This window comes from Plantibacter sp. H53 (assembly GCF_001650455.1).
GTDB classification, from domain to species: Bacteria; Actinomycetota; Actinomycetes; order Actinomycetales; family Microbacteriaceae; genus Plantibacter; species Plantibacter flavus_A.
On the sequence record NZ_LWCT01000050.1, the window covers coordinates 140813 to 160099 of the forward strand.

Below are 19287 nucleotides of genomic sequence, written 5' to 3' on the forward strand. Positions count from 1 at the left end.
GAGGGACGCGGCCGGTCTCGGGAGGGTCAGGCGCTCGGCTTCACGACGACGAGCAGGTCGCCCGCCTCGACCTGCTGGGTCGCCGGGATGGCGAGGCGCTCGACGACGCCGGCGACGGCGGTCGTGATCGCCGCCTCCATCTTCATGGCCTCGATCGAGGCGACCGGCTGGCCGGCCTCGACGCGGTCGCCGACGGCGACCTTCACGGTCACGACACCGGAGAACGGGGCGGCCACCTGGCCGGGGACGGAGGTGTCGGCCTTCTCGGCCGCGCGGGAGTCGACCTCGATGCTGCGGTCGCGGACGAACACCGGCCGCAGCTGACCGTTGAGGGTCGCCATGACGGTGCGCATGCCCTTCTCGTCGGCCGCACCGATCGCTTCGAGCCCGACGAACAGCCGGACGCCCTTGTCGATCTCGACGACGTGCTCCATGCCCGGCTCGAGGCCGTACAGGTAGTCGGCGGTGTCGACGACGGAGAGGTCGCCGTACAGGTCGCGCTGCTGCTCGAACTGCTTGGTCGGCGCCGGGAACAACAGGCGGTTGAGGGTCGAGCGGCGCTCGGTGGACTCGCCGTCGAGCGAGGCCTGGTCCTCAGCGGAGATCGGCGTGATCCCGATGTCGACCGAACGACCGGCGAGGACCTTCGAGCGGAACGGCTCCGGCCATCCGCCCGGGAGCTCCCCGAGTTCGCCCGCCATGAACCCCACGACGGAATCCGGGACGTCGTACTTGTCGGGGTTGGCCTCGAAGTCCGCCGGATCCGCCTTGACGGCGGCGAGGTGGAGGGCGAGGTCGCCGACGACCTTGCTCGACGGGGTCACCTTGGGCACCCGACCGAGGATCTTGTTGGAGGCCGCGTACATGTCCTCGATGAGCTCGAAGTGGTCTGCGAGTCCGAGCGCGATCGCCTGCTGGCGGAGGTTCGACAGCTGACCGCCCGGGATCTCGTGCGTGTACACGCGACCGGTCGGGCCCGCGAGTCCTGACTCGAACGGCCGGTACATCGCGCGGACGGCCTCCCAGTAGGGCTCGAGGTCGGCGATCCCCTGCAGGGAGATGCCGGTGTCGCGCTCGGTGTGGGCCAGCGCGGCGACCAGCGAGGACGCGGACGGCTGACTCGTCGTGCCGGCCATCGGCGCGCTCGCGACGTCGACCGCGTCGGCGCCCGCGTTGCTCGCCGCGAGGAGGGTCGCCAGCTGTCCACCGGGGGTGTCGTGCGTGTGCACGTGGACCGGCAGGTCGAACCGCTCGCGGAACGCCGCGACGAGCTTGGCCGCCGCGGATGGACGGAGGAGCCCCGCCATGTCCTTGATGGCGAGCACGTGGGCACCGGACTCGACGATCTTCTCGGCGAGACGGAGGTAGTAGTCGAGGGTGTACAGGTCCTCGGCCGGGTTCAGCAGGTCCCCGGTGTAGCAGACCGCGACCTCTGCGACGGTCGTCCCCGTCTCCAGGACCGCATCGATGGCCGGGCGCATCTGCGACACGTCGTTGAGGGCGTCGAAGATCCGGAAGATGTCGATACCGGTGTCGGCGGCCTCCCGCACGAAGGCGTTCGTCACCTCCGTGGGATAGGGCGTGTAGCCGACGGTGTTCCGGCCGCGCAGCAGCATCTGGATCGCGATGTTCGGCATCGCCTGACGCAGCGAGGCCAGTCGCTCCCACGGCTCCTCACCGAGGAAGCGGAGGGCCACGTCGTACGTCGCGCCACCCCAGGCCTCGACGGAGAGCAGTTCCGGGGTGAGCCGCGACACGAACGGTGCGACCGCGAGCAGGTCCTTCGTCCGGACGCGCGTGGCCAGGAGCGACTGGTGGGCGTCGCGGAAGGTGGTCTCGGTCACGGCGAGGGCGGTCTGGGCGCGGAGGGCGTCAGCGAAGCCCTTCGGTCCGAGCTCGAGCAGCCGCTGACGCGAGCCGGCCGGGGCGTCGGCCGTGATGTCGATCGCGGGCAGCTTCTCGACCGGGTCCGGTCCGGACGGACGCGACCCGTTGGGCTGGTTGACCGTGACGTCGGCGAGCCAGTTGACGATCTTCGTCCCGCGGTCCTTCGAGACGTGCCCGCGGAGGAGCTGCGGACGCTCGTCGATGAAGGAGGTGCTGAGGTCGCCGGCCACGAACGAGACGTCTTCGAGGACCGCCTGCAGGAACGGGATGTTCGTGGAGACGCCGCGGATGCGGAACTCGGCGAGGGCGCGTTTGGCGCGGGTGACGGCCGCCTCGAAGGTGCGCCCGCGGCAGGTGAGCTTCGCGAGCATCGAGTCGAAGTGGGGGCTGATCTGGGCGCCGGAGGCGACCGTACCGCCGTCGAGTCGGATGCCGCCGCCGCCCGGAGAACGGTAGGTCGTAATCTTCCCGGTGTCGGGACGGAAGCCCGCCGTGGGGTCCTCGGTGGTGATGCGGCACTGGAGCGCGAAGCCGCGGAGGTGCAGGGACTCCTGCGTGAGGCCGAGGTCGCCGAGCGACTCGCCGGCGGCGATGCGCATCTGCGACTGGACGAGGTCGACGTCGGTGACCTCCTCGGTGACGGTGTGCTCGACCTGGATGCGCGGGTTCATCTCGATGAACACGTGCTGGCCGGCCCGCTCCCCCGCGGTGTCGAGGAGGAACTCGACCGTCCCGGCATTGACGTAGCCGATCGACTTGGCGAACGCGATGGCGTCGCGGTACATCGCCTGACGGGTGTCCTCGTCGAGGTTCGGGGCCGGCGCGATCTCGACGACCTTCTGGTGCCGGCGCTGCACCGAGCAGTCGCGCTCGAAGAGGTGGATGGTCTCGCCGTCGGCGCTCGCCAGGATCTGGACCTCGATGTGCCGGGGGCGGACGACGGCCTGCTCGAGGAACATCGTCGGGTCGCCGAAGGCGCTGTCCGCCTCGCGCATGGCGGCCTCGAGGGCTCCGCGGAGGTCCTCGGCGTTGTCGACGCGGCGCATGCCACGCCCGCCACCACCGGCGACCGCCTTCGCGAAGATCGGGAACCCGATGTCGGCGGCACCGGCGAGCAACTCTTCGATGTCGCGGCTGGCCGGCGTCGACTTCAGGACCGGGACCCCGGCCGCGATGGCGTGCTCCTTGGCGGTCACCTTGTTACCGGCCATCTCCAGGACGGAGGACGGCGGACCGATGAAGGTGATGCCGGCTGCCCGGGCGGCCTCGGCCAGTTCCGGATTCTCGGAGAGGAAGCCGTATCCGGGGTAGATCGCGTCGGCGCCCGACTCCTTCGCGACACGGATGATCTCCGAGACGTCGAGGTAGGCGCGCACCGGATGACCCTCCGTGCCGATCTGGTAAGCCTCATCGGCCTTCAGCCGATGCATCGAGTTGCGGTCCTCATAGGGGAACACCGCAACCGTCTTCGCCCCCAGCTCGTACGCGGCACGGAACGCCCGGATGGCGATCTCTCCGCGATTGGCGACAAGAATCTTCCTGAACATGGAACCCTTCCCACAACAGCCAACTCAGCAAACGTTGAGATTCCCTAGCCTAGTCACGGTAACGTTGAGCCTTGTGCATGTACTCAGCGTTAGCTCCCTGAAGGGGGGCGTCGGCAAGACCACCGTCACCCTTGGCCTGGCTTCCGCCGCGTTCTCGAAGGACATCCGCACGCTGGTCGTGGATCTCGACCCCCAATCCGACGTCTCGACCGGCATGGCCGTCGACGTCGCAGGGCACCTCACGGTGACGGATGTGCTGACCTCGCCGAAGAAGAAGATCGTCGAGCAGGCGATCGTGGCGAGCGGCTGGACGAAGATCCACCCGGGCAAGATGGACGTCATGATCGGCAGCCCGTCTGCGATCAACTTCGACGGCCCGCACCCCAGCATCCGCGACATCTGGCGCCTGGAAGAGGCACTCGCGCACGTCGAGGAGGAGTACGACCTCGTCCTCATCGACAGCGCCCCCTCGCTCAACGCGCTCACCCGCACCGCCTGGGCGGCGAGCGACCGCGTCGCCGTCGTCACGGAGCCGGGCCTGTTCTCGGTCTCCGCAGCCGACCGCGCCCTCCGCGCCGTCGAGGAGATCCGTCGCGGGCTGAGCCCCCGGCTGCAGCCGCTCGGCATCATCGTCAACCGGGTGCGTCCGCAGTCGATGGAGCACCAGTTCCGCATCAAGGAACTGCGCGACATGTTCGGTCCCCTCATCCTCAACCCGCAGCTGCTGGAGCGCACGTCCCTCCAGCAGGCGCAGGGTGCCGCCAAGCCCGTCCACGTGTGGCCGGGTGACACGGCGCAGGAGATGGCGAAGAACTTCGACTCACTCCTCGACCGCGTGTTGCGCACGGGCCGCGTCGGCGAGTACGCCGACGGCGCTCCCCCGGAGCCGGCTGCCGTCACCAGCCCCGCCGCCGTCGAAGCGCCTTCCACCGACAGCTGAGGTCGCGGCGAGACGATTCGGTCGGCTCACGGACCAGGCAGGCGCTCGCTCTGCCCTTCGACAGGCTCAGGGGCCGGCGGAAGCGCTGAGGGGCAGGCGGAAGCCCTGAGGCTCCGGTGGGAGCGCTCAGGGAACGTTCGGCGCGCGTCGGTGAGCGCTTCGACCAGCTCAGGGAGCGGCCTTTCGTCAGGCCCAGCGACCGGCGGCTCGGGCTCGGGTCAGGCGCTACGAGCGGAGCGACGTGCTGCGAGCTCGTCCATGGGGTCGGCCGACTGTGCGTCGAACTCGATGAGCGTGGACTCCACCTCGCGCAGCACCTTGCCGACGGCGATGCCGAAGACGCCCTGTCCGCGGCTGACGAGGTCGATGACCTCGTCGTTCGAGGTGCAGAGGTAGACACTCGCGCCGTCGCTCATGAGCGTGGTCTGAGCGAGGTCGACGATGCCCGCTTCGCGGAGCTGGTCGACCGCCGTGCGGATCTGCTGCAGGGAGATGCCCGTGTCGAGCAGTCGCTTGACGAGCTTGAGGACGAGGATGTCGCGGAAGCCGTAGAGGCGCTGCGTTCCGGATCCGGATGCGCCGCGGACGGTGGGCTCGACCAGACCCGTCCGGGCCCAGTAGTCGAGCTGGCGGTAGCTGATGCCGGCTGCGCGGGCGGCGACCGCTCCGCGGTAGCCCTGGCCCTCTTCGAGTTCTGGAAGCCCGTCGGTGAACAGCAGCCCGAGGTCACCGTACCGTGACGCCCCGTCGCGACTGAGTTCACTCATGTCTGCTTCTCCTCGATGTTCGCTGCACGGTCGGTACGGTCTCGACGGGGGCGTCGAGACGGCTTGACCACTCCCACCACGCTACCGATCCGCCCCGGTCAACGCTGCGACATCCGTTCGAAACGGACGGCGTGTCGTGACGAGTGATCGAACTGTGACCTGGCCGTGATGGATGAGGGCAGTCTACGCCCTGGGAGGTCGATCAGGAGGATTGGTGTCGCTCGAGTGCCGAGCGGACGAGGTTCGACCGCACGCCCTCGAGCTGTGCGGCGATCTCCAGCGCCCGGTCGGCGGTGCGTGCCCGGCCGGCGGCGTCGTTCCGCTTGGCGACGGCGCTCAACGCGCTCTCGATGAGCCCGACCTCGCGCTCGATCGAGGCGCGGAACCCGCGGAGGTGCCGTGGTTCGATGCCGGAGCGCTGCAACTCCACCAGGATCCTCAGGAGGGACGCGACGTCCTCGCCGTAGTTCTCGGCGGGCAGGATCAGCGACGCGCTCACGGCGTCGTTGAAGAGCATCGGGGTGGCGCCGGCTTCGCGGATCAATTCGTTCCGCGAGAACCTGCGAACGCCGGGATGGATCGACGGCGCGCCGACGGCTTGCCCGCTGCCCGGGAACAGGGGCGAGCGTCCCGCGTCGACCTCGACGAGGTAGGTGCGGATGACCTTGAGGGGGAAGTAGTGGTCGCGCTGCATCGACAGGATCAGCCGCAGACGTTCGAGATCCTCACTCGAGAACTTCCGGTAGCCCGACTTCGTCCGTGCCGGGGACACCAGCCCCTGCTCCTCGAGGAACCGGAGCTTCGAATTGCTCAGTTCGGGGAACTCCGGAGTGAGGCGTGCGAGCACCTGCCCGATGCTCAGCAGCGGAGCGCCATCGCTTCGCGCGTTCGCGCTGGCTGCCGCCACTAGCTTCCCAGCTGGGAGGCGAGGTCGATCCGCGACGCGTAGAAGGTGAGGCGGAACTTGCCGATCTGCACCTCGGCGGCGTCACGCAGGATCGCCTTGTCGATGCGGACACCGTCGAAGTACGTGCCGTTCAGCGAGTTGAGGTCGCGGATCTCGAACGCGGTCCCGTGACGGTGGAACTCGGTGTGCCGACGCGACACCGTGACGTCGTCGAGGAAGATGTCGGCCTCGGGGTGACGTCCGACGGTCGTGACGTCGGCGTCGAGGAGGAACCGCGCACCGGCGTTCGGACCACGACGGACGATCAGCAGGGCGGAGCCGGACGGCAGGGCCGCTATCGCCTCGTGCTCCTCAGCGGTGACGTCGGAGTCGATCGCCGCGAGGGCCGCTCCGAGGTCTTCACCGAAGGTGAGTGTCGTGTCGACTTCCCGATCGCCCGAGCCGCTCGTCGGGGCACCGTCGTCGACGGCTCCCGGCGTGTACGCCCCGGTCGCGGGATACTTCTCATCGTGCTCAGCCACCGTCGACCTCCTCTCCGTCAAGCGTATCCGATGTGGCGTCGCTGTCGAGCCGCCCGGTCGAGGGTGACCCGCCGGATCCGGCCCGTTCCCGCTGCTTCGAACGGGCATCCCCCGAGATGCGCACGGTCTGCAGCAGATAGAGGATGCCGGCCCACCAGTAGAGCGTCGCTCCGGCGATCACCGACACCCAACCGAGCGGCGCCGCGATCATCGCGACGGCTGGGAACGCCTGGCCGAGCATGAGGACCGGGAGCCCGATGAAGAGCAGCGCCGTACCCCACTTCCCCACGCGGATGACCGGCAGCACGCCGGTGCCGGACCGGTGGAGCGCGACGGCGAGCCCGACGAGCAGCAGGTCGCGGGCGAAGACGACGACGAGCAACCACCACGGGATCAGTCCGCGGGCCGCGAGACCGATCAACGCCGCGAGGATGTAGAGGCGATCGGCGGCCGGATCGAGTTGACGGCCGAGCTTCGTCATCTGGTCGAACCGTCTCGCGATCCACCCGTCGAGCAGGTCGGTGACGCCGGAGAACGCGAGCGTCGCGAGGGCCAACAGGTCCTGCCCCTGCACGAGGAGGATCAGGAAGACCGGGACGAGGAGGATCCGGAAGACGCTGAGCGCGTTCGGGAGGGTGACGACGCGGTCTTCACCGGTCCGTCGAGCCCCGCGCCCCGCCCCGTCAGTCACGGGTCGAGTCTACCGATGGGCTGCTCTACCATCGGAGGATGGACAGCCCGTCGAGCGTACGCGTCGACGCATGGATCTGGGCGGTCCGGCTGACGAAGACCCGCTCGGCCGGCGCGACCGCCTGCCGAGCCGGCCACGTCCGGGTCAACGGCGATCGGGCGAAGCCGGCACAGGCCGTCAGGATCGGCGACGAGGTCCGGCTCCGCGTGGCGGGCTTCGACCGGATCGTGGAGGTCCGGCGCCTCATCGTGAAACGGGTCGGCGCGGACGTCGCGGCGGAATGTCTCATCGACCGCTCTCCCCCGCTGCCGACGCCGGCGGAACGGCAGGTCGTGGCCGTCCGCGACCGGGGCGCCGGTCGACCGACGAAGCGTGAACGACGCGACATCGAGCGGTTGCGAGGGCGCTGACGCGCTGCTGACGATCCGACCGGCCTCATCGGCGACGCATCGACCCCGTCCAGGGAACACTCAAGCGCCGCCAAGGTGACTCGGGCATGCTGGGCCGATGTTCCGCCGCCATCCCGTGCTCAGCACCCTCACCGTGGTGTACCTCGCGCTCGTGGCGACCATCACCCTCGGCCCTCGGCCCTTCGACGGCAGGACCGAATCCCTCGTGTACCGACTCGTCGACGTCCTCGCTCGGTGGGAGTCGACGGCTTGGATCACCTACGCACGCCTCGAGTTCGGGGCGAACATCGCCATGTTCGTCCCGATCGGCGTCTTCTTCCTGCTCCTGCTCGGACGGCGGCGCTGGTGGCTCGCCATCCTCGTCGCAGCGGCGCTGACGGTCGGCATCGAGGCCGCGCAGCTCGCGATCCCCGGACGCGTGAGCGATCCCCGCGACCTCCTCGCGAACACGTCCGGTGCCGTCGCCGGGGTCGTCCTCGGCCTGATGCTGACCGCCGGGCGCGCCCGCCGGCTCCAGGCCTCGTCACGCCGCCGCGCGGCCCTGCAGCACTGAAGCGCCCGGCACGGTCCTGATTCACAGGAGGCTGAGAGGCGTTCCAAGGCCGCTTCAGTAGAGTGCGAGCGGGCCGTCGGCCCGTCGGAGACAGAGCTGGAGTGCACGCCCATGACCGGACCAACGTCGTCGGACAACCTCGAGGAGCTGAAGCGCCTCAAGGACGAGTTCACGCGGTTCATGATGCTGTACAAGTTCGGCATCGACGAGATCACCACGAAGCTCAACATCCTCAAGGAGGAGTTCACGCAGATCCACGACTACAACCCGATCGAGCACATCAGCTCGCGGTTGAAGTCGCCGGAGAGCATCATCGGCAAGATCGAACGCAAGCAGTACGGGCAGGACATCGACGACATCCGCGAACACATCACGGACATCGCGGGCATCCGCGTCACCTGCAGCTTCATCTCCGACACGTACAAGGTGTTCGAACTCCTGACGAGCCAGCAGGACATCACCGTGGTGAAGGTCAAGGACTACATCGCGAACCCGAAGCCGAACGGGTACCAGAGCCTCCACGTGATCGTCGAGGTTCCGGTGTTCATGTCCGACGGCGTCGTGCAGGTGCCCGTCGAGATCCAGTTCCGGACGATCGCCATGGACTTCTGGGCGAGCCTCGAACACAAGATCTACTACAAGTACGACAAGGCCGTGCCGGACAGCCTGCTCGCCGAGCTCAAGCACGCCGCCGAAGCGGCCTCCAGGCTCGACGCGAAGATGGAGCACCTCCACGGAGAGGTCCTCGCGCTCGACCGCGCGACGACCTCGCGGACCACCGCCGACGGGCACCCGAAGCCTCCATCACTCGCCGACCGGGTCATGACCGAGCTGATCGACGGGCTGGACCCGCGTTAGAGCGCCTTGCGCATCTGCACGGCCATCGTCTCGTAGCCGAGCGACTCGTACAGGCCGCGCGCGATCCGGTTGAACCCGAACACGTTCAGCCCCAGCGTCTTCGCGCCCTGCTCCTTCGCCGCCGTCTCGGCGAGCTGCATGGCCTGCCGACCGAGCCCACGGCCACGGAACGACTCGTCGATCTCCACGTCCCAGACCCACCACTCGTCCGGGTGGCTCGTGCTCCGCGGTCCGATCCAGAGCACGCCGACCGCGGCGTCGTCGAGGACCACCTCGAAGACGAGGTGTCCGACCTGGAGCCGGCCGGCCGGGAACGTCTCGGCGAGGGACTGCGCCGCCTTCGCCGTCGCCTCCGCCTCGGTCTCCCCCGCTTCGATGCGTTCGAGGCGGTACTGCGCGTTCGCGGCGAGCATCCACCCCCGCAGTCGATCGGCGGGCATGCGGACGAGCGTGGCGTTCATGAGGACATCCTCCCAGAACGGCGCGACCCCGTCGCTCGCCGTCCTGCGCAGGGTCGTCGCCGGGCTCGGGAATAGTTCCCGCCCGAAACGAGCTGGACTCCGAAGGACACACGATTGGGACCCGCCCGCCGTCATCCGGAGAATCGAGACATGCCGATCCACACCGCCCCGCAGCCGAACGCGATCGCCGAGCACGACGCCTGGCGCGACGACCGCCGAGCCGCAGTGACCTCGCCGCTCGGCAACCTCGCCCTGGTCGAGACACGGTGGCTCGCGGAGGAGACGCCGGCCACCGTCGACGAGGCCGCAGCCGCCATCGCCGCCGAGCAGCCGAGCGGCGTCACGGTGACGACGCTCCGCCGCACCCACCTCGACACGGGCCAGGACGAGGTCAGTGTCCGCCGCTGGGACGCGAACGCACCCGCCATCCGCGCGTTCGAGGGCATCGACGTCTTCCCGTACGACCCCGCCTGGGTCCAGACGGCGCGGTTCACGCCGGTCGACGGCTCGCGGACCGTGCCCTTCGAGCACATCCGCGACAACGGCGGATCACGGGAGCTCGTCGTCCCCGGCGACATCGTGTTCACGCGAGACGGGGTCGAGTACACGATGAGTGCCTTCGACGACGGCGGCACGCTGCTCCTCGTGTTCGGCGACGCGACGAACGGTCGCGACGACGAATCGGGCACCTACGGCGCCGGCCGGTTCCTGTTCGTGCAGCGGACCGACGACGGCGGCTTCGGCACGGCGGGCGAGGTCGTCCTCGACTTCAACCGCGCGTTCGTGCCGCCCTGCGGCTTCTCCGTGCAGTACAACTGTCCGATGCCGCCGCCGCAGAACCGGTTCGCCGGAGCGGTCCTCGCCGGGGAACGGATCGTCCGGTTCCGCGAGGGCTTCGACCTCTACGCCGTCTGACCCGTCCACACCGCCATACCCCACAGCCCGCACCCAGCACCAGCACCCCCACACCACAGGAGTATCCGTGAAGAGAACCATCGGGCTCGTCGCCCTGTCCGTCGCCGCCGCCGTCGCCCTCGCCGGCTGCGCCGGTGGTGGTGGCAGCTCGGCGACGGGCGACGACGCGACCATCGCCGTCGGCTCGCTCTACGAGCCGCAGAACCTCAGCAACACCGGCGGCGGCGGCCAGGGCGTCACGGAGGCCTTCACCGGCAACGTGTACGAGGGCCTCTACCGCCTCACGGACGACGGTGAGGTCGAGCCCGTGCTCGCCGCCGACAGCACCGTGAGCGACGACGGCCTGACGTACACCTTCACCCTCAAGGACGGCGTCACCTTCCATTCCGGCGACCCGCTCACCTCGGCAGATGTGAAGTCGAGCATCGAGGCCGTGACCGCCGAGGACTCGCAGTCGGCGCGGAAGAGCAGCTTCGCGGTGATCTCGGACATCGCGACCCCCGACGACAAGACCGTCGTCATCACCCTCTCCGAGCGCTCCATCTCCTTCATCTACAACCTGAGCTACGTCTGGATCGTCAACGACGCGGCGAAGGACCTCAAGACGACCGAGGACGGCACAGGTCCGTACACGCTCGGCGACTGGAAGCGCGGCAGCACCCTGAGCCTCGAGCGCTGGGACGACTACTGGGGTGAGCCCGCCAAGAACGCGGAGGTGGTCTTCACCTACTTCACCGACGCGACCGCGCTCAGCAATGCGCTCGTCACGAAGCAGATCGACATCATCACGAGCGTGCAGAGCCCCGACCAGCTGAGCCAGTTCACCGACAACGCGGACTACGTCGTCTCCGACGGCGACTCCACGACGAAGGAGCTGCTCGCCTTCAACGACCGGGTCGCCCCGTTCGACCAGGCGCTCGTCCGGAAGGCCGTGTACTCCGCGATCGACACCAAGAAGCTGCTCTCGTCCATCTGGGGTGACTACGGCACACTCATCGGGTCGATGGTCCCGCCGACGGACCCCTGGTACGAGGACCTCACGCAGGTGAACCCCTACGACCCCGAGCTCGCCAAGCAGCAGCTCGCCGAAGCGGGCTTCGCCGACGGCTTCACGTTCACGCTCGACACCCCGAGCTACGACCCGCACCCGGCCGTCGCCGAGTTCCTCCAGAGTGAACTCGCGAAGGTCGGCATCACGGTCCAGATCAACACGATCAGTGCCGACGAGTGGTACTCGAAGGTGTTCAAGGAACGCGACTTCCAGGCGACGCTCCAGGAGCATGTGAACGACCGTGACGTCGTCTGGTACGGCAACCCGGACTTCTACTGGGGCTACGACAACCCCGAGGTGACCCAGTGGGTGTCGGAGGCCGAACAGGCGACGACCACCGAGGAGCAGACCGCGAAGCTGAAGCTCGTCAACGAGCAGATCGCCGAGGACGCGGCGAGCGTGTGGCTGTACCTCTACCCGCAGATCGTCGTCGCCGCGAGTGATGTCTCGGGATACGGCGTCAACGGACTGAACTCGCAGTTCTTCGTGGCGGACATCGTCCGCAAGTAGTCGTCGCCCGGGCCGACCGGCACCGCCCGGTCGGCCCGGGCCTCGCTACGCTGAGGTCCACCATGCTCGCTTACCTGCTGCGCCGATCCGCGTTCCTCGTGGTGTCGTTCCTCGTCGCCATGACCGTGCTGTTCGTGCTGCTCCGCCTGCTGCCGGGCGACCCGTCGAATGCCCTCCTCTCGGTGAACGCCACGCAGGAGCAGATCGACGCTGCACGCGAGCAGGTGGGAGCCGACCGGCCGCTCGGCGAGCAGTTCGCGGCCTGGTTCGGCGGCGTCCTGACCCTCGACCTCGGTTCCTCGTTCGTGAGTTCGCTCCCGGTCGGGCCCGAGATCGCGTCGCGCCTCCAGGTCACCGTGCCGCTGACGCTCTTCGCGTTCCTCCTCGCCGTGGTGCTCGCCCTCGTGGCCGGTGTCGTGTCCGCGCTGCGAGCCGACCGCTGGTACGGCATCGCGTTGTCCGGCCTCTCGCAGCTCGGGATAGCCGTGCCGGTGTTCTGGGTCGGCATCCTGCTCGTCAGCGTGTTCGCGGTGACGCTCCGGCTGTTCCCGTCCGGCGGCTTCCCGCGCGACGACTGGGCCGACCCCGCCGCGGCGCTCACGAGCCTCGCCCTTCCGGTCATCACCATCGCCATCGTCATGAGTGCGTCGATCACCCGGTACGTCCGTTCCGCCACGCTCGACGTGGTCGGCAGCGACTACCTTCGGTCCTCGCGGGCGCAGGGAGCCGGCTTCGGCGAGGCCCTGCTCCGACACGGCGCCCGGAACGCCGCGGTGCCCGTCGTCGCGATCCTCGGCATCGAGCTCGCCACCACCTTCCTCGGCGCCGTCGTGGTCGAGAGCGTGTTCAGCCTGCCGGGCCTCGGGTCGATGCTCCTGACGGCGATCCAGCAGCACGACTACCCGAACATCCAGGGCATCCTCCTCGTCTCGACCCTCGTCGTCCTCCTGACGGGCTTCGTCGCCGACATCGCGCAGCGGCTCATCGATCCGCGTCTGCGCACCTCGATCTCGGGGAACGGGCTCCGATGAGCGCCGTCGACGCCCAGACCGCGCTCACCGACCGCCGCCCGGTGCGGCGACGCGCCAGGTCCGCGACGCTGACCGTCGGACTGGTCCTCGTCGGCGTCATCGCCGTCCTGGCGGCCGTCTCGCTCGTGTGGTTGCCCTTCGCCCCCACGGACACCGCCGGCGGTCGTCTCGAAGGTCCGACCGGCACCCACTGGCTCGGTACCGACAAGCTCGGTCGCGACCTCATGACCCAGCTCATGATCGGCGCGCGCATCGCGCTCGTGACCGGCGCCGGGGCCGTCGCGGTCGGGGCGGTCATCGGGATCACCGTGGGACTCGCCGCGGCCTTCGCATCGGCCTGGCTGGACGACACGATCTCCGCCGCGCTCGACGTCGTGATCGCCTTCCCGGTGCTCCTGCTCGCCATGCTCATCGTGGCCGCGCAGGGCGCGTCACTCGGCACCGCGATCATCGCGATCGGACTCGCCATGTCGGCCATCGTGGCCCGCCTGACCCGGATCCTCACGAAGCGGGTCCTCAGCGAGCAGTACGTCGTCGCGGCCAGGACCGCCGGGACGAGCTGGGCCGGTGTCATCGGCCAGCACGTGCTCCCGAACATCTGGCCCACCCTGAGCGTCAACCTCGCACTGCAGTTCGGCATCGCCGTCCTCGCCGAAGCGAGCCTGTCGTACCTCGGCCTCGGTGCGCCACCGCCGAACGCCTCCTGGGGACGCCTGCTGCAGGAGGCCCAGGCCACCGTCACGACGGCACCGATCGGCGCGATCGCTCCGGGCGTCGCCGTGGTGATGCTCGTGGTGGGCGTGAACTTCATCGCGGACGGCCTGCGGGACCTCGGCGATCCGACGAGGAGGCGCGGCGCATGAGCGATCTCCTCGACATCTCCGGCCTGACCATCACCCGAGGCATCCGGCGCGGAGCTCCCGACGGCACGGACCGGCCGCTCCTCGACGGGCTGGACCTGACCATCGCCGCCGGGGGTCGCCTCGGCCTCATCGGCGGTTCCGGGTCCGGGAAGTCCTTGACCTCCCTCGCAGTGATCGGGCTGCTCGGCGAGCAGCTGAGCGCGAGCGGCAGCGTCGAACTGGCCGGCACCCAGGTGATCGGCGCCCCGGACCGCGCGCTGCGGCCGCTCCGCGGCCGGGTGGCGGGACTCGTCTTCCAGGAGCCGCTGACCGCACTCGACCCGCTCATGCGGGTCGGCGCCCAACTCGCCGAGCCCCTGCGTCGCCATCTGGGGCTCCGGGGCGAACGGCTCGAGGAGGCCGTCGAAGCGGCCCTCGTCGAGGTGTCCCTCACCGACACCGCCCGCATCGCCGCCTCCTACCCCCATGAGCTGTCCGGCGGGCAGCGGCAGCGGGTCGCGATCGCCATCGCGCTCGCCGGTCGCCCGCAGCTCCTGATCGCGGACGAGCCGACGACGGCCCTCGACGTGACCGTCCAGGCGGAGGTGCTCGCGCTCATCGACCGGCTCGTCCGGGAACGCGGCATGGCGCTCCTGTTCATCAGTCACGACCTCGCCGTCGTGTCGGCCATGGTCGACGAGGTCGTCGTGCTGAGCGATGGTCGGGCCGTGGAACGTGGCGCGGTGGCGCAGGTGCTGACGGCACCGCAGCACGAGGACACCCGTCGTCTGGTCGCCAGCGCCCGCGCGCTCGACGACGCGCTGGAGGACCCGCGATGACCGATGCACCGATCACGACGACGCCGATCCTCGAGCTGGACGCGGTCGGTTTCCGATACCGCGGTGGTCAGGAGGCCCTGGACGGCGTCTCGCTGGCCGTCGGTGCAGGCGAGGCCGTCGGGATCGTCGGTCAGTCCGGCGCCGGCAAGAGCACCCTCCTCCGACTGCTGCTCGGCCTCGACCGGCCGACCTCGGGCTCGGTCCGGTTCGACGGTGGCGCGCTGGACCCGCGCGACCGGACGCGGGTCCGTCGATTCCGCGCATCGGTGCAGGCCGTCTTCCAGGATCCGTACTCTTCGCTCGACCCGCGGCAACGTATCGGGCGCATCGTGGCCGAACCGTTGCGCTCCCTCCGGCTGGCGACCACCGAGCAGGCGGCCGTCCGCGCGTCCGCGGCGCTCGAGGCGGTGGGACTGCCCGCCGACGCGGCGTCGCGGTTCCCGCACGAGTTCTCGGGCGGCCAGCGGCAGCGGATCGCCATCGCCCGCGCGATCGTCCCGAACCCCCGGCTCCTCCTCGCCGATGAGCCCGTCAGCGCCCTCGACATGAGCACCCGGATCCAGATCATCGAGCTCCTCGCCGAGCTGCGGGCTTCGAACGGCCTGGCCCTGGTCATGGTCTCGCACGACCTCGGCACGGTGGCAGCGCTGTGTGAACGCACGGTGGTCCTCCGACACGGGCAGGTCGTCGAGGCCGGCGCCACCGCTCAGATCCTCCATGATCCCGCCGAGGCCTACACGAAGCAGCTCATCGCGGCGATCCCCCGCCTCCCGCGCTGAACCGACGACGAGGCCGGACGACATCGGCCCGGCCGAGCCGGGAATACCGCACCGACGGACGGTGTTCGACTCCGAGTGGCCTCGGCCGCATCGACTCTCCACAGGAACAGGACCCGTGACGCAGGATTCAGCGCAGCCCGACGACCACGACGAGGACCAGCCTGAGGCCGAGCGTCCCTGGCTCAGCGACGAGGAGCGGGCGGCGCTCCGCAAGCCGCTTCCGGAGCGCGCGGTCGTCACGAGCCTCGCGTTCACCGGTCTCGTCGCGGCGTTCATGATGACGCTCGTCACCCCGCTCGTGCCGTCGCTCCCCACGATCCTCGGCGTGCACGCCTCCGACAGCATGTGGGTCGTGACGGCGACGCTCCTGTCGGCCGCGGTCGCGACCCCGATCGCCGGTCGGCTCGGCGACCTCTACGGCAAACGACGGATGGTGCTCGTCCTGCTCGGGATCATGATGGCCGGTTCGGCGCTCGCCGCCTTCTCATCCACGATCGTCCCGCTCATCGTCGCCCGGGCCCTCCAGGGGATGGCGATGGGCGTGATCCCGCTCGGCATCAGCATCCTGCGCGACGTGCTCCACGCGAAGCGGCTCGGCCCCGCGGTCGCGCTCGTGAGTGCCACGCTCGGTATCGGTGGTGCCGTCGGTCTGCCGATCTCCGCGGTGATCTCGCAGTACCTCGACTGGCACGTGCTGTTCTGGGTCGCCGGCGCCCTCGGGCTCATCGGCTTCGTCCTCGTCGCACGCTTCGTCCCGGTGAGCACCCTTCGGAGTGAAGGTGGTTTCGACTGGATCGGCGCGATCGGTCTCGCCGCCGGCCTCGTCCCCATCCTCCTCGCCGTCTCGAAGGGCAACGAGTGGGGTTGGACGAGCGTCGGGACGCTCGGCTGCTTGATCGGCGGCGTCGTCGTGCTCCTGCTCTGGGGGTGGTTCGAGGTACGCTCCGCCAGCCCGCTCGTCGACCTGCGCATCGCCGCCAGGCGGACGGTGCTCTTCACGAACCTCGCGTCCATCACGGTCGGCTTCGCCTTCTTCGGCAGCACGGTCGTCCTCCCGGGCATCCTCGAGGCGCCGGTCGGCACCGGGGTCGGTCTCGGGCAGAACATGCTCATCGCGAGCCTCTGCCTCATGCCGAGCGGTCTCATCATGTGGGCGATGTCGCCGGTCGCCGCGCGGTTGACCGCAGCCAAGGGCGCCCGGTTGAGCCTGCTGATCGGCATCGCGATCATCGCGGTCGGCTACGCGATCGCGATCGGACTCATGACCGAGGTCTGGCACACCGTGCTCACGGCCACCGCGGTCGGCTTCGGGGTGGGGTTCGCCTACGCCGCCATGCCGACGCTCATCATGGGTGCCGTCCCGCCCAGCGAGACGGCGGCGTCCAACGGACTCAACTCCGTCATGCGGACGCTCGGTTCCACGATCGCGAGTGCGGTGATCGGCGCCATCCTGGCCTCCCAGGTCGTGACCGACGGAGCTGTCACGACACCCAGTGCGGACGCCTTCCGCCTGAGCTTCGCGATCTGCGCTGCAGCAGCCGTCGTCGGACTCGTCTGCACGATCCTGCTGCCGCGGCACCTGGCCAAGGACGCCCGCTCCAGTCTCCACGAGGGCTGACGGGCGATCAGCCCACGATCCCGAGCGCGAACGGGAGGACCGGGCCGGCCCCTGCGCGACGGAGCGCGCGACCGGCGACGGTGAGCGTCCACCGACTGTCGGCGCGGTCGTCGACGAGCAGGACCGGCGCACCCTCGAGCGCTGCGAGCTGCGCCCGGAGTTCGGATCCGACGGTGAAGGCGTCCCAGACCCCGGCCAGCCGGTAGGCGCTGTTGCCGCCGGGACCACCGCGCGGGCCGTCGCCGACGAGGTCGAGCTCCCCGAGGTAGGGCAGTCGCCCGAGCGACGCGATGCCCCTCGCCACGGAGTCGACGAGCTGCGGACGCGACCGTGACGGCACACTGACCACGGCGGCCGGTCGTTGCGTCCACGGCCAATCCGCCAGGACGCGGACGCTCGCGTCGATGACCGCGCGGGAGGCGGGAGCATCGGGCGCGCCCGCGGCGAAGAGCTCGCGGAGGACACCGCCCCAGCCGAGGTCGGTGAGCCGAGCGAGGGCGCGCCCGGCCTCGAGGCGGTCCTCGAGCGCGATGCGTCCCTTCACCGCTGCGCCGTCCGCGGTGACGCCGAGGCGGTCGGCTCCCGTCGGCCATTGCGCCCGCGGTTCGAGCTCGACGCCCACCCGCCCGAGCGCCTCCGACGCCGAAGCGGCCGCCGCACTGTCGAGTTCGGTGGGGAACCACGGCCCGGCGCACCGGTCGCATCGGCCACAGGGCACCGCGCTCGCGTCGTCGAGCTCACGTTGCAGCACGAGCATCCGGCACTCGTCGCCCCGCTCGTAGGCCAGCATCGCCTGCTGCTCCGCCACCCTGGCCTCGGCGATCCGCCGATACCGCTCACGGTCGTAGACCCACGGCTGCCCGGTCGACACCCACCCCCCGGCCACCCGCTGGACCGCGCCGTCCACGTCGAGCACCTTGAGGAGGAGTTCGAGGGGTGTGCGACGCAGGTTCACGAGTGCCTCGAGCGCGGGCGTGGACCGCGGCTGGCTGTCGAGTGCGTCGAGGACCGCGGTGGCCCGCGCTTCGTCCGGCATCGACGCGGTCGCGAAGTACTGCCAGATCTCCTCGTCCTCAGCTCCGGGCAGGAGCAGGACGTCTGCGTGCTCGGTGGCACGGCCCGCACGGCCGACCTGCTGGTAGTACGCGACCGGCGAGGACGGAGCGCCGAGATGCACGACGAACCCGAGGTCCGGTTTGTCGAACCCCATGCCGAGCGCGCTCGTCGCGACCAGCGCCTTCAGGCGGTTCTCCTTGAGGAGCCGTTCGGACTCCTCGCGTTCGTCGGGATCGGTCCGGCCGGTGTAGGCCCGGACCTCGTGACCGGCCTCTCGCAGCAGCCGCGCGGTGTCCTCCGCGGCGGACACCGTGAGCGTGTAGATGATGCCGGACCCGGTGAGCCCGCCGAGGTGGCTGAGCAGCCAGGTGAGGCGGTCCCGTGACTCCGGCAGCCGGAGCACGCCGAGCCGGAGGGACGCCCTCGCGAGTGAGCCACGGATGGTGAGCACCTCGGCTCCGCGGGAGCCTGCGGCACCGGGTGCGGTGAGCTGCTCGGCGATGTCGCGGACGACGCGTGCGTTGGCCGTCGCGGTGGTCGCCAAGACCGGGACCTCGGTAGGAAGACGCCCGATCAGTTCGGCGAGCCGACGGTAGTCGGGTCGGAAGTCGTGACCCCAGTCGGAGATGCAGTGCGCCTCGTCCACCACCAGCATGCCCGTACGGGCCACGAGGGTCGGGAGCTGCTCATCGCGGAAGCGCGGATTGTTGAGCCGCTCGGGTGAAACGAGCAGGACGTCGACCTCGTCTGCCTCCAGCCGCGCCCGGACGTCGTCCCATTCGTGCGCGTTGGCCGAGTTGATCGCCACCGCGCGCACGCCGGCGCGTTCGGCGGCCGCCACCTGGTCGCGCATGAGCGCGAGCAACGGCGAGACCAACAGGGTCGGCCCGGCGCCCCGTCGGCGCAGGAGGGCGGTCGCGATGAAGTAGACGGCGGACTTGCCCCAACCGGTGCGCTGGACGACGAGCGCACGACGATGTTCGTCGACGAGCGCGAGGATCGCCTCGAGCTGACCGTCGTGGAACGTGGCCCCCGGAACGCCCGTGAGTGCGGCGAGCGCCGACGTCGCCTCGGCGACCGATCCGGTGGGGGCTGGTTCGGGGT

The 19287-nt window shown here is 69.9% G+C and carries 18 protein-coding genes; 11 read left to right on the top strand and 7 right to left on the bottom strand.

What is annotated here, in order from left to right; all coding sequences use genetic code 11:
• Positions 1-26: 26 nt before the first annotated feature.
• Positions 27-3434: a pyruvate carboxylase gene (locus A4X17_RS17955; RefSeq protein WP_064297013.1), complete on the bottom strand. Its 3408-nt coding sequence runs from the start codon at positions 3432-3434 to the stop codon at positions 27-29.
• A gap of 73 nt (positions 3435-3507) precedes the next feature.
• Between A4X17_RS17955 and A4X17_RS17960 the strand changes: the two genes are divergently transcribed.
• Complete coding sequence (locus A4X17_RS17960) at positions 3508-4374, top strand: ParA family protein (RefSeq protein ID WP_079002579.1); 867 nt, start codon at positions 3508-3510, stop codon at positions 4372-4374.
• A gap of 218 nt (positions 4375-4592) precedes the next feature.
• On the opposite strand, the gene A4X17_RS17965 is transcribed toward A4X17_RS17960, so the two are convergent.
• The 4 genes from A4X17_RS17965 to A4X17_RS17980 all read right to left on the bottom strand — a co-directional run bounded on the left by A4X17_RS17965 (position 4593) and on the right by A4X17_RS17980 (position 7260).
• Positions 4593-5141 (bottom strand): MerR family transcriptional regulator, encoded by a 549-nt coding sequence (locus A4X17_RS17965; RefSeq protein ID WP_064297014.1) that lies wholly within the window; start codon positions 5139-5141, stop codon positions 4593-4595.
• A 202-nt stretch (positions 5142-5343) separates the two neighbouring features.
• A complete protein-coding gene (locus A4X17_RS17970) occupies positions 5344-6048 on the bottom strand; it encodes a MerR family transcriptional regulator (RefSeq protein WP_064297015.1) in 705 nt (234 codons plus the stop codon).
• Positions 6048-6569 (bottom strand): FHA domain-containing protein, encoded by a 522-nt coding sequence (locus A4X17_RS19060; RefSeq protein ID WP_086473205.1) that lies wholly within the window; start codon positions 6567-6569, stop codon positions 6048-6050. Before A4X17_RS19060 ends, A4X17_RS17970 begins: the two co-directional genes overlap by 1 nt.
• Entirely contained in the window at positions 6562-7260 is a 699-nt protein-coding gene (locus tag A4X17_RS17980; protein WP_064297016.1) for a CDP-alcohol phosphatidyltransferase family protein, read from the bottom strand. Before A4X17_RS17980 ends, A4X17_RS19060 begins: the two co-directional genes overlap by 8 nt.
• 38 nt (positions 7261-7298) lie before the next feature.
• On the opposite strand from A4X17_RS17980, the gene A4X17_RS17985 reads away from it, so the two are divergent.
• The 3 genes from A4X17_RS17985 to A4X17_RS17995 all read left to right on the top strand — a co-directional run bounded on the left by A4X17_RS17985 (position 7299) and on the right by A4X17_RS17995 (position 9081).
• Positions 7299-7670: an RNA-binding S4 domain-containing protein gene (locus A4X17_RS17985; protein WP_064297017.1), complete on the top strand. Its 372-nt coding sequence runs from the start codon at positions 7299-7301 to the stop codon at positions 7668-7670.
• A 97-nt stretch (positions 7671-7767) separates the two neighbouring features.
• On the top strand, positions 7768-8223 hold the full coding sequence (locus A4X17_RS17990; RefSeq protein ID WP_082916273.1) for a VanZ family protein: 456 nt from the start codon (positions 7768-7770) through the stop codon (positions 8221-8223).
• Positions 8224-8334: 111 nt separating this feature from the next.
• Positions 8335-9081, top strand: a complete 747-nt coding sequence (locus tag A4X17_RS17995) for a GTP pyrophosphokinase family protein (RefSeq protein ID WP_082916274.1) — start codon at positions 8335-8337, stop codon at positions 9079-9081.
• On the opposite strand, the gene A4X17_RS18000 is transcribed toward A4X17_RS17995, so the two are convergent.
• Positions 9078-9542 (bottom strand): N-acetyltransferase, encoded by a 465-nt coding sequence (locus tag A4X17_RS18000; RefSeq protein ID WP_064297018.1) that lies wholly within the window; start codon positions 9540-9542, stop codon positions 9078-9080. The two genes, A4X17_RS17995 and A4X17_RS18000, sit on opposite strands and share 4 nt — an antisense overlap.
• A gap of 150 nt (positions 9543-9692) precedes the next feature.
• On the opposite strand from A4X17_RS18000, the gene A4X17_RS18005 reads away from it, so the two are divergent.
• The 7 genes from A4X17_RS18005 to A4X17_RS18035 all read left to right on the top strand — a co-directional run bounded on the left by A4X17_RS18005 (position 9693) and on the right by A4X17_RS18035 (position 17127).
• A complete protein-coding gene (locus A4X17_RS18005; protein WP_082916275.1) occupies positions 9693-10457 on the top strand; it encodes a DUF1684 domain-containing protein in 765 nt (254 codons plus the stop codon).
• 67 nt (positions 10458-10524) lie between these two features.
• Positions 10525-12018, top strand: a complete 1494-nt coding sequence (locus A4X17_RS18010) for an ABC transporter substrate-binding protein (RefSeq protein WP_064297019.1) — start codon at positions 10525-10527, stop codon at positions 12016-12018.
• Positions 12019-12080: 62 nt separating this feature from the next.
• Complete coding sequence (locus tag A4X17_RS18015; protein ID WP_064297020.1) at positions 12081-13049, top strand: ABC transporter permease; 969 nt, start codon at positions 12081-12083, stop codon at positions 13047-13049.
• Positions 13046-13912, top strand: a complete 867-nt coding sequence (locus A4X17_RS18020; protein ID WP_064297021.1) for an ABC transporter permease — start codon at positions 13046-13048, stop codon at positions 13910-13912. Before A4X17_RS18015 ends, A4X17_RS18020 begins: the two co-directional genes overlap by 4 nt.
• Positions 13909-14730, top strand: coding sequence for an ABC transporter ATP-binding protein (locus A4X17_RS18025; RefSeq protein ID WP_064297022.1), 822 nt, complete (start codon positions 13909-13911; stop codon positions 14728-14730). Before A4X17_RS18020 ends, A4X17_RS18025 begins: the two co-directional genes overlap by 4 nt.
• Positions 14727-15509 (top strand): ABC transporter ATP-binding protein, encoded by a 783-nt coding sequence (locus tag A4X17_RS18030; protein WP_064297023.1) that lies wholly within the window; start codon positions 14727-14729, stop codon positions 15507-15509. The genes A4X17_RS18025 and A4X17_RS18030 overlap by 4 nt, the downstream gene beginning before the upstream one ends.
• Before the next feature lie 115 nt (positions 15510-15624).
• Entirely contained in the window at positions 15625-17127 is a 1503-nt protein-coding gene (locus A4X17_RS18035) for an MFS transporter (protein ID WP_231884436.1), read from the top strand.
• 7 nt (positions 17128-17134) lie between these two features.
• On the opposite strand, the gene A4X17_RS18040 is transcribed toward A4X17_RS18035, so the two are convergent.
• The coding region (locus A4X17_RS18040; protein WP_064297024.1) for an ATP-dependent DNA helicase RecQ at positions 17135-19287 on the bottom strand (2153 nt) is incomplete at its 5' end.